The 12,504-nt window shown below is 46.6% G+C and carries 11 protein-coding genes; 9 read left to right on the top strand and 2 right to left on the bottom strand.

Annotated elements, in window-relative coordinates:
* Positions 1 to 96 precede the first annotated feature (96 nt).
* Positions 97 to 2,475, top strand: a complete 2,379-nt coding sequence (locus FFM70_RS08320; protein WP_137616385.1) for a DNA translocase FtsK — start codon at positions 97 to 99, stop codon at positions 2,473 to 2,475.
* A gap of 83 nt (positions 2,476 to 2,558) precedes the next feature.
* Here the strand turns inward: FFM70_RS08320 and FFM70_RS08315 are convergent, their stop codons facing one another.
* Both FFM70_RS08315 and FFM70_RS08310 read right to left on the bottom strand, forming a co-directional pair.
* Positions 2,559 to 2,681 (bottom strand): DUF4044 domain-containing protein, encoded by a 123-nt coding sequence (locus FFM70_RS08315; RefSeq protein WP_137616384.1) that lies wholly within the window; start codon positions 2,679 to 2,681, stop codon positions 2,559 to 2,561.
* A 75-nt stretch (positions 2,682 to 2,756) separates the two neighbouring features.
* A complete protein-coding gene (locus tag FFM70_RS08310; protein ID WP_137616383.1) occupies positions 2,757 to 3,713 on the bottom strand; it encodes a magnesium transporter CorA family protein in 957 nt (318 codons plus the stop codon).
* Between the two features lie 191 nt (positions 3,714 to 3,904).
* On the opposite strand from FFM70_RS08310, the gene FFM70_RS08305 reads away from it, so the two are divergent.
* From FFM70_RS08305 to murG, 8 genes are all read left to right on the top strand, one after another.
* Positions 3,905 to 4,270, top strand: a complete 366-nt coding sequence (locus FFM70_RS08305; protein WP_137616382.1) for a DUF3397 domain-containing protein — start codon at positions 3,905 to 3,907, stop codon at positions 4,268 to 4,270.
* A 179-nt stretch (positions 4,271 to 4,449) separates the two neighbouring features.
* Complete coding sequence (gene mraZ, locus FFM70_RS08300; protein WP_137616412.1) at positions 4,450 to 4,875, top strand: division/cell wall cluster transcriptional repressor MraZ; 426 nt, start codon at positions 4,450 to 4,452, stop codon at positions 4,873 to 4,875.
* A gap of 34 nt (positions 4,876 to 4,909) precedes the next feature.
* The gene (gene rsmH / locus FFM70_RS08295) at positions 4,910 to 5,863 is read left to right on the top strand and encodes a 16S rRNA (cytosine(1402)-N(4))-methyltransferase RsmH (RefSeq protein WP_137616381.1); all 954 of its coding nucleotides are present in this window, start codon (positions 4,910 to 4,912) and stop codon (positions 5,861 to 5,863) included.
* A gap of 23 nt (positions 5,864 to 5,886) precedes the next feature.
* On the top strand, positions 5,887 to 6,267 hold the full coding sequence (ftsL, locus tag FFM70_RS08290) for a cell division protein FtsL (RefSeq protein ID WP_137616380.1): 381 nt from the start codon (positions 5,887 to 5,889) through the stop codon (positions 6,265 to 6,267).
* A complete protein-coding gene (locus FFM70_RS08285) occupies positions 6,264 to 8,405 on the top strand; it encodes a penicillin-binding transpeptidase domain-containing protein (RefSeq protein WP_137616379.1) in 2,142 nt (713 codons plus the stop codon). Before ftsL ends, FFM70_RS08285 begins: the two co-directional genes overlap by 4 nt.
* A gap of 28 nt (positions 8,406 to 8,433) precedes the next feature.
* Positions 8,434 to 9,399: a phospho-N-acetylmuramoyl-pentapeptide-transferase gene (mraY, locus tag FFM70_RS08280; RefSeq protein ID WP_137616378.1), complete on the top strand. Its 966-nt coding sequence runs from the start codon at positions 8,434 to 8,436 to the stop codon at positions 9,397 to 9,399.
* A 625-nt stretch (positions 9,400 to 10,024) separates the two neighbouring features.
* Positions 10,025 to 11,404, top strand: a complete 1,380-nt coding sequence (gene murD / locus FFM70_RS08275) for a UDP-N-acetylmuramoyl-L-alanine--D-glutamate ligase (RefSeq protein WP_137616411.1) — start codon at positions 10,025 to 10,027, stop codon at positions 11,402 to 11,404.
* Positions 11,404 to 12,501, top strand: coding sequence for an undecaprenyldiphospho-muramoylpentapeptide beta-N-acetylglucosaminyltransferase (gene murG, locus FFM70_RS08270; protein WP_137616377.1), 1,098 nt, complete (start codon positions 11,404 to 11,406; stop codon positions 12,499 to 12,501). Before murD ends, murG begins: the two co-directional genes overlap by 1 nt.
* Positions 12,502 to 12,504: the final 3 nt, after the last annotated feature.

The following is a 12,504-nucleotide window of genomic DNA, read 5'->3' as shown; positions in this document are numbered from 1 at the left end:
ACGTGCGTTTTTTTGGCGGTGTGGCGAAAGTTTTTAATTACGAACATTAGTTTGGTACAATGGCAGTAAGACAAAAATGGGAAGGACGATAGTAGCGTGGCACGAAAGCAACGAACAACTAAAAAGCGGCGTACGACTGGATCCAAGCGGTCGACCAAAGCCACGACCCAACGCCAAATGACGGGAAATATCATTGGCTTAGTCGGGGGGCTAGTGACCATCTTTGCGTTATTTAAACTCGGCTTAGTCGGGACCTTTTTTGCGGAATGTTTCCGATTGGTAGCTGGTGATGCTTATGAACTCTTAGCCGTGATTACACTAGTCCTCATGGGGACCCTCATGATTTTTGGCAAATTGCCCAAAATTGGTTGGCGTTGGTGGACGGGTGGGAACTTAGTTTTATACAGTTACCTATTACTGCTAGAAATTCCGATGTTTAATCGATTGGATCGCCATACGGATTTTTGGTCAATTACTTGGAACCTGATAAAGAACGACTTTTCAACGGGTGGTGTTTCGGTCCATCTTGGCGGTGGCTTAGCCGGAGCAGCTGGATATAGCTTGACTTATCCATTGTTAGCTAACTTGGGAACTATTTTAATTGCCATTATTTTAATTATTACGGGGATTTTTGTGGCCTTCAATTTGCCGTTCCATCAGACCCTACTTTATATTCGACACGGTTTGGTGGTGGTTGGCGAACAACTCAAGCAAGCTTATGATGAAGTGGCGCATTACGTGCGAGTGCAGTATGCTCGTTGGCGCGTCCAGCGTCAGGTCAAGGCGAATCAGCAAGTAGCTGAGCAACCGACACCAACGTCAAAACCAGTCACGTCGAGTGCGCCAATTGCGCCCAGTGAAGCGGCACCGGCGCCGGCGAGTGCGACGACTGCGGTCCAGTCGGCGCCAGCCGACGATGTGAATATTCTGGTCGCCAGTGATCAAGCTTCGAAAGCCCCAGCGACGACTGAAGCGAGTGAGTCTAGTGAGGAAGAAACGTTACAAGGCACTGAAACAGTCGATGATTCGGATTATCAATTGCCAACTTCTGACCTGTTAACAAAAATTCCGAAAACGGATCAAAGCGCGGAATATGCAACGATTGAAAGTAACTCTAAAAAGCTCAAGACGACTTTGGAAAGCTTTGGCGTCAAGGTCGAGGTTAAAAATGTGAGCCTAGGGCCATCCGTCACAAAATACGAATTGCATCCGGCGGTCGGGGTCAAGGTCAGTAAGGTGGTCAACTTAGCGGATGACTTGGCCTTAGCGTTGGCGGCGAAAGATTTACGAATTGAAGCGCCGATTCCCGGAAAATCGTTGATTGGGATCGAAGTACCAAATAAGCAAGTTTCTACAGTTTCATTTCGAGATATCGTCGAAGCACAACCAGCCCACCCAACGAAGCCATTGGAAGTGCCGCTGGGACGCGATGTCTCTGGTAATTTAGTGACAGCGGATCTTTCCAAAATGCCTCATCTATTGATTGCCGGCTCGACCGGGAGTGGGAAGTCAGTGGCAATTAACGTGATGATCACGGGTTTGTTGATGACGACGAAACCTAACCAAGTGAAGTTTATGTTGATTGATCCAAAGAAAGTTGAGTTAGGAGTCTATAACGGGATTCCGCATCTACTCACGCCAGTGGTCACGGAACCGAAGAAAGCGGCGCGAGCACTGCACAAAGTGGTGGCTGAAATGGAGCGGCGTTATGAACTATTTGCGGATTCCAAACAACGGAATATGCAAGGCTATAATCAGTTTATTCGCCAACAGAATGCCGCCGATGGTCAAAATCGCCCAGTCTTACCGTATATCGTGGTCATCGTGGATGAATTGGCCGATTTGATGATGGTGACTTCCAGTGAAGTTGAAGATGCGATTATTCGCTTGGGTCAAATGGCACGGGCCGCTGGGATTCATATGATCCTAGCAACGCAACGGCCATCGGTAGATGTTATTACTGGGCTGATCAAAGCGAACGTCCCGTCGCGGATGGCGTTTGCCGTGTCTAGTGGGATCGATTCGCGGACCATTATTGATAGCAATGGCGCGGAAAAGCTCCTCGGTCGTGGCGATATGCTGTATCAACCGATGGGGATGAATAAGCCACTCCGGGTGCAAGGTGCCTACATTTCAGATCACGATGTCGAAGAAGTGGTGAACTTCATCAAACAACAACAATCCGCTGACTACGATGAAAGTATGCTGGTCAAGGATGATGAAACGACCGATGGCGGTGGTGATCCGCGCGATGGTGAGGATGAGTACTATGCGGATGCCGTTGAACTAGTCACGGAACAGCAATCGGCAAGTGTGTCGATGTTGCAACGGCGATTCCGAATCGGTTACAATCGTGCCGCTCGAATCGTCGATGAGATGGAAGAACGTGGTGTGGTCGGTCCCTCTGAGGGGAGCAAGGCCCGGAAAGTTTATCGGCAACCACAAGCCGACGAATCGCCGACTTCGGAAGTTTAGACCATATGGGTTTGAACATGAAAACAATCAAAAAACGCCTGAGACTAATTTCTCAGGCGTTTTTTTAGTTGATGAGTTGTTGTTTAGCTGAAGTTGAGTAAACCTAAGCCAGATAAGGCGCCTAGGACCAGCGAGCCGACAGTTGAAATAATCATCAACCACACGATGACCATCGTGATTTTTTGGAACGTTGATTTCTTTTTCATAAGTTTGATTGCACCACACTTTTCGAGTAATTCTTTCATAGTTTAACGTGGAATCGCAGATATTTCAATTACCAATTAGAAATAGTCGTGGTTTCGTAAGTATTCAATACTAATGACACATAAAATAATCGTACCAAAGGCAATCCAACTAAAGGCATGGGCGAAGCTTGCTCCCGGTAACGTGACGTTCATCCCATAAATGCCACCAATAATGGTTGGAATGGTTAAAATTAAGGTGAGGGAGGTCAGGACTTTCATCACATCATTTAAATTGTTTGAGATGACTGAGCTGACTAATTGACTGTATTGTTGCAAAATTTGATTAGTCGTGTTGGTCATATCGGCCGCTTGCTTATTTTCAATGATGATATCGGTCGTTAGGGCTTGATGACCACTGCCATTAAAATGAGTCGCTGAATGTTCAACTGCTGCTAAGACCGGCGCGTTTTGTGTGAGCGCGGCCTTAAAGCGAATCAGCGACTTCTGGTAAGCCATGATGCGAAAGATTTCTTCATTGCGTGTGGCGCGTGTCAAATGTCGTTCCAAGACGGTCGTTTTGTGATTGATGACTTTCAAGGCAGTGACGTAGGCGTGCGAAATATACCACATGATGGCGAGTACAAAGTTTTCATGATTATCTAAGCTCAGTCGTGAGGACTCAGGATCCATTACGAAATCTTGAATGAAGCTGGCGGGATAATTACTAACCGTTAGCACGACTTTTGGGGTCAAAATGAGTGCAAACGGATAAACTTGATATTCAAGGTAGCCGAGGTCACTAGTCGTTAATTTTGGAAATTGCATGACGATCAGCGCGGCATTGTCAGTTGTTTGCTGATTTAATTGTTCGGTCCGTGAAATTTCGGCGTCATCCAATACGGCCGTTAAATAATCCTTTGGAAAGTTAAATTTCTGAACTAATTGATTGATCTCCGTAGTCGTCGGTCGTTCGATATTAATCCAGTAAGTTTGATCCTGTGGTTGACCGGTGGCTAACTGGCCATCAGCACTCATGGTAAAATATTGCAGCATCAGCGACGCCTCCGTAGTGTGACTTGGATTCTATTATAGGACTGGTGGCAGTGATTGAAAAGTCTGAACAGAATCCCTATAATAAAAAAGAAACGTTGCAGCCATTCCGTTCTTAACCGCATTAATCCGCAGTTTTCACGGTTGTCTGGGGTGCTGAAACGAGTTTACGAAAGATTGCGAGGGAAAGCGGCATGCACGACCTGTTCACCAACTGGCTAGGTCAAATCAGTTTAATTGCGGCCGTTTCGGTCATTATTTTCGGTTTGAAACGACTCTTGAGACGCTTTTGGCCGGCACATTTGTTGATCATTGATTTTTGGCCCCCATTTTTAATTGTGTTCACGCACTTCTTGACCTTACAGGCAACGGACAGTTCAATCGTCCCCTATGAAGTGATCTCCTTAATGATCATGGGCATTGGGTTGACCCTGTTAACGGTAATCCAACAAGGCGAAATCCTGTTTGGCCGCTTTTTTAAGCTTTACTGGCGGGTCACCGACCTCTTAACGATCGTCATCTATTTGCTGGCACTAGGCAGCTTTTTGCTGACAATTTGAGTCACTAAAGGAAAATAAGCCCCACGAGTCCCCACCTAACGAATCAGCGTTGGGTGGGGACTTTTTTGACATTTTGTTAACATTTTCGAAAAGTAACAAAACCATGTGGTAGGAAGTGGGGGGGTGTGGTAGACTTAAGAATGTTTAATGAAAGGGGTTGATTAGCCGTGGCATCCAAGATGTTTTTTGGTGAGTTTGAACACGCGTTGGATGCTAAAGGTCGGTTAATCATTCCCGCTAAATTTCGGGAGTTGTTAGGGGCGTCGTTCGTGATTACGCGCGGAATGGATGGCTGTATTTTTGGCTATCCGGAAGCACGCTGGACGACGCTACAGGATCAATTAGATGATCTACCGCTAACCAAGAAGGACGCGCGGGCATTTGTCCGGTTCTTCTATGCAGCAGCGGCCGAATGTGAATTAGACAAGCAGGGGCGTGTAATGATTCCAGCACCGCTCCGACAATATGCAAAATTAGAAAAACAATGTGTCATCGTTGGTGTTTCGGACCGATTTGAAATTTGGAGCAAGCCGAAGTGGCAGACTTTTGAAACAGAAACAGCTGCCGACTTTGATGACTTAGCAGAGAACTTAATTGACTTTTAAAAAATAATGACTGAACTAGGGAGGCGAAATCAGCGTGGCCGAATTTGAACATACAACTGTATTACTGCATGAAGCCGTGGCCGAATTAGCGGTCAAACCTGATGGGGTGTATGTGGATTGTACCTTGGGTGGCGGTGGTCATTCACGACGGATCTTGGAACAACTTGGGCCAAATGGACACCTATTCAGCTTTGACCAAGACCAAACAGCGATTGACTATAATGAAGAAAACTTGGCAGACTATTTAGCAGCCGGCCAATTAACGTTTATCAAGAGTAATTTCGCCAATCTTAAGACTGAATTGAACGCGCGCGGTATCGAATCAGTCGATGGCATCGTTTATGATTTGGGCGTGTCCTCCCCTCAATTTGACAACGCGGAACGGGGCTTTTCTTATCAACATGATGCCCCGTTGGATATGCGGATGGATCAATCAGCACCATTGACGGCTCAAATTGTTGTGAATACTTGGGATTACGCTGACTTGGTGCGAATTTTTTATCGTTACGGTGAAGAAAAATTCTCGAAACAAGTGGCGCGCGCCATTGAGCGTGAGCGGGAACAGGCACCAATCGAAACCACTGGTCAGTTGGTTGACATTATTAAAGAAGCGATTCCAGCGCGGGCTCGGCGCACGGGTGGTCATCCGGCCAAACGGGTCTTCCAAGCAATCCGCATCGCGGTCAATAATGAGTTGGGCGTCTTAGAAACGTCGTTGGAACAAGCGGTGGCGTTACTTGCGGTTCACGGTCGCGTCAGTGTGATCACCTTTCAATCATTAGAGGATCGCTTAGTTAAAACGATTTTTAAAGAACATAGTTCCTTGCCAGAGTTACCACCTGGCTTACCAGTGATTCCGGCCGAAATGCAGCCAAATTATCGTCTGGTTCATCGCAAACCGATTGTGCCAAGTGAGGCGGAAGTTGCCGCTAATCGCCGTGCGCGCAGTGCCAAGTTACGGGCAATCGAACGTTTAACAATTAAGTAAAAAATTTTAAGGAGTGAAGAACCATGGCCCAAAATGGATTGGCCCGGGAGTTACCGCGTGAGACCCCCCAAGCCCAAAACCCGGTACATAAAACCGTTGTTACGCCAAATCCTGCCATTCAAACACGGCGGGTGCCGTTCTCAGCATTTGAGAAGGTCTTATGTGTGACTTTTGGTTTGGTCGTCTTTGCACTTGCAATCGCTTTAGTTTCCTCAAACATTGCGATTGGTAACGCCCAAACACAATTGCAAACGGTTCAAGCGAAGGTGACGAAGGTCCAAGCTAGCAACACTTCCGCAACGCAACAAATTAGTGAACTTTCAAGCCGGAGTCGCTTAAACAAAGTGGCTAAGAAAAACGGTTTATCGCTCAACAACGGTAACATAAGGAATGTTTACAAATGAATAAGAACAAACAACGAATGACTTCGAAACGGTCACCAAAACAAAATCGACGAATCTTTGGCCAATGGCTATTTTTTGGAGCGATTGTGGTATTTGGTGTTTTGAGCATTCGTTTTTCGTATATTGCGATCGGTAAGCATGTGAACGGGGTTAATTTAGCGGCAGCAACCAAAAAGCTGTACACCGAAGACCAAACAGTGACGGCGAAACGCGGCACGATTTATAGTGCCAATGGGGAGCCTATCGCGGAAGACACTAGCACGTACACGATCTACGCAATTATGTCGAAAAACCAAAAGGACGCTAATGGTCACGACATCTACGTGAAGGACAATGACCAAGCGGCCAAAGTGCTCGCCAAATATTTGCCAATTAGTACCAAAAAAGCCCTCGCAACTTTGGAAAAAGGGCGCGGTAAGTTCCAAATTGAATTTGGGACGGCCGGTAAAAATATTTCATTAATTACGAAAAAGAAAATTGAAGCCCAAAAGGTCACGGGCTTGCATTTCACGCAATCTGAAGCCCGGCTCTATCCCAACGGCACGTTTGCGTCACAGCTGATTGGTCTGACGTCTTCTAAAGATGTCAAAGGGACGGATCGCACGACCTTAGTTGGTTCAATGGGAATTGAGCTGGCCTATAACAAGCAACTTTCCGGAACGGACGGTCACAAGACCGTGACGAAAAGCGGTTATCAAGGAACCACTGACAATGTTAAAAAAGTCACGAATGGGGACAATGTTTATACCACGATCGATAGTAAGTTGCAGACATTGTTGGAAACGAAACTATCTGAAGTGGCTGAGAAGCTGCAACCGAAGACGATGACGGCTACTTTGATGAACGCGAAGACTGGGGCTATTTTGGCGACGAGCCAACGACCAACGTTTAATTCGCAAACGAAAGTCGGTTTATCAAAGATGTGGCGTAACTTGTTAGTCGAAGACACATATGAACCAGGCTCCACGATGAAAGTCTTCACAATGGCGGCGGCCATTAATAGTGGGAACTATAATGCCAATGTGACTGTGCCAACTGGGGAGTACAAGATTGGTGGCAAAACGGTCCCTGACTGGAATACCGCTGGTTGGGGGAACATCACTTATGCCAAAGGATTCGCTTTGTCGAGTAACGTCGCGATGGCGCACTTGGAACAAACGATGGGCGCCAAGACGTGGCTCAACTACATCAAACGCTTTGGTTTGCGTAGCAGCACCAATAGTGGGTTAGCCAACGAGCAAACTGGAACGATTCAATTTACTTATCCAATCGAACAGGCGGACACTTCTTTTGGACAAGGGATTCAAGTTTCCGCAATGCAGATGTTGCGTGGCTTCACGGCGATTGCAAATCATGGTAAGATGTTACAGCCGTACTATGTTTCTAAGATCACAAACCCGAATACCAACAAAACTGTCTACAAAGGCCAGCGTAAGGTTGTTGGGCAACCGGTCACGTCTAAAACGGCGTCGGCAGTTCTGGATCACATGCAAGATGTGGTCTACAAGTCTTACGGGACTGGGTCGGCCTATAAAATTGATGGTTATCGAATTGCTGCCAAATCTGGGACGGCTCAAGTGTCGAATGGCTCGACCTATGAAACGGGCGACGACTCTTACTTGTACTCGGTTGTTGGGATGGCGCCAGCCAAAAATCCGAAATATATCATGTATATTACGATGAAGCAACCGACTTTAAATGGGAGTACCGCTTCGGAAGATATGGCCGAAATCTTCAAGCCGGTCATGCAACGGGCGCTGGATGAACAAAAAGCCAGTGAGACGAAATCTGCCACGATTAAAATGACGGATTTATCTGGTCAGGAAACCAAGACCGCCGAAACAGCGGCTAAGAAGATTGGCGTGACGCCAGTGATTGTCGGTAAAGGGGCGCACATCGTGAAGCAGTCGGTGAACTCCGGCACGATTTTGACGAGCAAGCAACGGGTGATCTTGGTCACTAACGGGCAGATGTATATGCCAAATCTAACTGGTTGGTCAGCAAGTGAAGTTGCTGATTTTGCCGATTTGACTGGGTTGAAATTAGCGACGAATGGTACGGGCTATGTCAGTGCGCAGAGCATATCGGCCGGTAACCCGATTGAAGCTAAGGAAGCGTTAACGGTCAGTTTGAAATAATTAATAATGTGTAGAATGGAGAATTGTTTTGAGTTTAATTGAATGGGTAGCAACGCTATTTAGTGGCTTTATTATTGTCTTTGCCTTGATGCCGTCCTTGATTCGGTATTTCCGGGCGCGTAAAGAAGGCCAAATGATTCGTGAGGAAGGACCTAAATGGCACGAAAAGAAGTCCGGCACCCCGACCATGGGTGGTCTATTGTTTATCATTGCCATCTTGATCACGACGATCTGGGTCGGCTTTTGGCAAGGTCAATTACGGCCAACGACTTGGATTTTGATGTTCATTCTCGTGCTATACGGCGGATTGGGCTTCTGGGATGACAGTATCAAACTTTGGCGCAAGCAAAATGAAGGCTTGAAAGCTTGGCAAAAATTGTTGGGCCAAATCGTTGGTGCAGTCGTATTCACATTAGTTTATCAGCATGAACAGTTGCCAATGGGACTACACGTTCCCGGCATGGGTGATTGGTCATTAGGTCTCTGGTACATCTTGTTTGTCATTATCTGGTTGGTCGGTTTCTCAAATGCGGTCAACTTGACCGATGGGCTAGATGGTTTAGTTGCTGGTCAAGCCACGATTGCGTTTGGTGCGTATGCGTTGATTGCGTTACACCAACATCAATTAGATGTGGCGTTGTTCTGTGTGGCAGTTGTCGGTTCATTATTAGGGTTCTTTGTTTTCAACCACAAGCCAGCTAAAATCTTCATGGGTGACATGGGGTCATTAGCCTTAGGTGGCGCGTTAGCCGCGGTTTCCATTCTGGTTCATCATGAATTATCACTGTTGATCATTGGGATCATCTTTGTGATTGAAACAGCCTCAGTGATTTTACAAGTGGCTTCATTCAAATTGACAGGGAAACGGATCTTCTTAATGAGTCCAATTCACCATCACTTTGAAATGAAGGGCTGGAGCGAATGGAAGATTGATATTGTATTTTGGTCAATCGGGTTGGCTGCCGCAGCCATTAGTGTTGCAACGATTATCTAGTTATTGATTGCCGCCTCCGGTCACCGCTGATGACATGCGGTCGTGGGACCGGAGCGAGCCTGAAAAGCGGTCTCGCTCCTCGCCCGGAACAGTTGCCAAAATCGCAATTGCCCCGGACGGTCCGTGGTGTAAGGCCGGTAAACTGCCGACCAAACGCCACCTTCACGACCGATGCCATCAGCGGTGACCTCCGGCTAGTCAACTGTTCAGTTGATTAGGCAGTGATTAGATCATGATGGAAGCTAATTTTTCTTGGTTGATTTTGCCAGCTGAGTAGCGCAGTATGTCGCATAACTCGGACATTGCTGGTACTGCTATCAATGGCAATTTTAGGCCAATTGATTAGTTAATCACTATGCCATGAAGGGTTTAGGTAGCTTCTACTGTGGGTCTAATGGTATTTTAGCCGAGAGGTTGGGTCACAAAACGCTCAGCCGCCAAATTTTGCTTATTGGCGTGGGTTACGGCAATTAGCAAAAGACCAGTTTTCGAGACCGGTTTTTGGCTCGAAAATGGTCGGCAGCGTTCCAGCGTTTTGTGACCCAACCGGCAGGCGGCAAGCTAACACTAACTTATGAAACAAAAATTAAAGTATTAATAAACAAATTTAGGGAGATCTTGGATGATGAAGTCGGTTGAACAGTATCGTAACCAAAAGGTATTGGTATTAGGGTTAGCCAAAAGTGGGATGAATGCAGCGCGTTTACTGCATAAATTAGGCGCTTTTGTCACAGTTAATGATAAAAAGGATTTTGATAATAACCCCGATGCGCAAGAATTACTCAGTGATGGCATCAAAGTTATCACGGGTGGGCATCCACTGTCGTTATTGGACGAAGATTTCAAAGTCGTCGTTAAAAATCCTGGGATTCCTTATACTAATCCGATTGTCGCTGGTGCATTGAAGAAGCATATTCCAGTGATTACGGAAGTTGAATTGGCTTCACAAATTCTTGAAGGTGAGCTGATTGGCGTTACCGGGACAAATGGGAAGACCACGACAACAACCTTGATTTCGTTGATGCTCAATCATCGAACGAATGCGGGTAAAGCCTATGTGGCTGGTAACATTGGTGTGCCGGCTTCAGCAGTCGCTCAAAAGGCTTTGCCAGAAGATACAATGGTCACGGAACTCTCCAGTTTCATGTTATGTGGGATTCAAACCTTGCATCCGCATATCGCCGTTTTGACCAATATTTATTCAACGCATTTGGATTATCATGGGTCACGGGCTAACTACGTTAAAGCCAAGATGCGGATTACGATGAACCAGACGCCTGACGACTATTTTGTGGTCAACTGGGATAGTGAAGAATGGCGGGAGTTGAGTAAACAGTCGCACGCCCAGGTTGTCCCATTTTCACGGCAAGGTAACTCTGAAGCCGGCGCCTACGAAAAGGATGGTCAGCTCTATTATCAAGATGAGTTGATCATGGCGGCCAAAGATATCAAGATTCCTGGCGACCATAACGTTGAGAATGCGTTGGCTGCGATCGCTGTGGCTAAGTTGCAACAAGTGCCAACTGCTGGTATCGTCCAAGTCTTGAAGACATTCTCTGGTGTACGGCACCGGACACAATACGTGGAAACGGCTGAAGGTCGGTTATTCTACAATGATTCTAAAGCGACGAATATTGTGGCGACTGAAATGGCTTTAAAAGGGTTCAGTCAACCAGTTGTATTGTTAGCTGGCGGGCTGGATCGCGGTAATACCTTTGAAAAGTTAGCCCCAGCCTTGAAAGACCACGTTAAAGCGATGATCGTCTTTGGTGAAACTGCACAAAAAGTGGCGGATGCTGGGAAGCTCGCCGGTATTGAAAAGATTGAATTTAGTGAAAATTGTGAAACAGCGGTTCCCGTTGCTTGGAAATTGAGTGCTCCTGGTGATGTCATCATGTTATCACCAGCCTGTGCCAGTTGGGATCAATATCCAAACTTCGAAATTCGAGGCGACCGTTATATTAAGGCCATTGAAAAAGTAACTGGAAAGGCGGAAGAAAAGTAATGCGATTAATGATATCCGGCGGTGGGACTGGTGGTCACATCTATCCGGCCTTAGCTTTGATTGAAGCGTTAAAAGCCCATGACCCCCAAGCAGAAGTCTTGTATGTGGGAACACATCGTGGCCTTGAAAGCCGCATTGTCCCTGAACGGGGCATCGCGTTCAAGACGATCAAAATCCAAGGGTTTAAACGGTCATTGTCACTGCAAAACTTTAAAACGGTCTGGCTCTTTTTGAAGAGTGTTGGAACGGCGCGTAAGTATATTAAAGCCTTTAAACCAGACGTGGTCGTCGGGACCGGGGGGTATGTGAGTGGCGCAGTTGTGTTTGCAGCGAGTCAAATGCACATTCCAACCGTGATTCATGAACAGAATTCCGTCGTTGGGGTCACCAATAAGTTCTTGAGTCACTTCGTGGACAAAATTGGGATTTCATTTGAAAGTGCCCGGGATCAATTTCCAGCTAAAAAAGTCGTTATGACGGGGAACCCACGGGCCCAACAAGTAGTCAACATCAAGAAGACCGCGGCCTTGAAGGCGTTAGGCCTTGAAGATGATCAACCAACGGTCTTAATTTTTGGGGGCAGTCGTGGGGCGGCCCGCATCAATCAAGCGACGGTTGAGGCAATTCCCGAATTAAATCGGCGTGACTATCAGACCTTGTTTGTAACGGGACAAGTTCACTACGACAAAATTATGGATGGTCTCGGTAAGACAGCTTTAGCACCGAATGTTAAAATTAAACCGTACATCAAAAATATGCCGGCCATTTTACCAGAAATCGACACGATTTTGGGACGGGCGGGTGCCACCAGCATCGCGGAAATTACGGCATTAGGGATTCCATCAATTTTAGTGCCAAGTCCGTATGTCACTAATGATCATCAAACTAAGAATGCCCAGAGTCTAGTTGACGAAGGGGCCGCGGATTTGATTAAAGAAGCGGACTTAACAGGTCAGAGTTTGGTCAAAGCTGTTGATGGCTTGATGCTCGATGCTACTGGCCGTCAAAAGATGGCAGCGAATGCTAAACGGCTAGGGATGCCGGATGCTGCGGATCGGTTGTTGAACGTTTTGAAAGCGGCAATGCAAGCCCATTAGGCT

The organism is Lactiplantibacillus nangangensis (assembly GCF_005405065.1).
Taxonomy (GTDB): Bacteria; Bacillota; Bacilli; order Lactobacillales; family Lactobacillaceae; genus Lactiplantibacillus; species Lactiplantibacillus nangangensis.
Note: the sequence above shows the minus strand (reverse complement) of the source record. Positions and strands in the feature narration are given on the sequence as shown.

Coding starts and splice junctions, on each gene's coding strand:
- FFM70_RS08315 (WP_137616384.1), bottom strand. CDS start 2,681: ATGAAAAAGAAATCAACGTTCCAAAAAATCACGATGGTCATCGTGTGG.
- FFM70_RS08310 (WP_137616383.1), bottom strand. CDS start 3,713: ATGCTGCAATATTTTACCATGAGTGCTGATGGCCAGTTAGCCACCGGT.
- FFM70_RS08305 (WP_137616382.1), top strand. CDS start 3,905: ATGCACGACCTGTTCACCAACTGGCTAGGTCAAATCAGTTTAATTGCG.
- mraZ (WP_137616412.1), top strand. CDS start 4,450: ATGTTTTTTGGTGAGTTTGAACACGCGTTGGATGCTAAAGGTCGGTTA.
- ftsL (WP_137616380.1), top strand. CDS start 5,887: ATGGCCCAAAATGGATTGGCCCGGGAGTTACCGCGTGAGACCCCCCAA.
- FFM70_RS08285 (WP_137616379.1), top strand. CDS start 6,264: ATGAATAAGAACAAACAACGAATGACTTCGAAACGGTCACCAAAACAA.
- murD (WP_137616411.1), top strand. CDS start 10,025: ATGAAGTCGGTTGAACAGTATCGTAACCAAAAGGTATTGGTATTAGGG.
- murG (WP_137616377.1), top strand. CDS start 11,404: ATGCGATTAATGATATCCGGCGGTGGGACTGGTGGTCACATCTATCCG.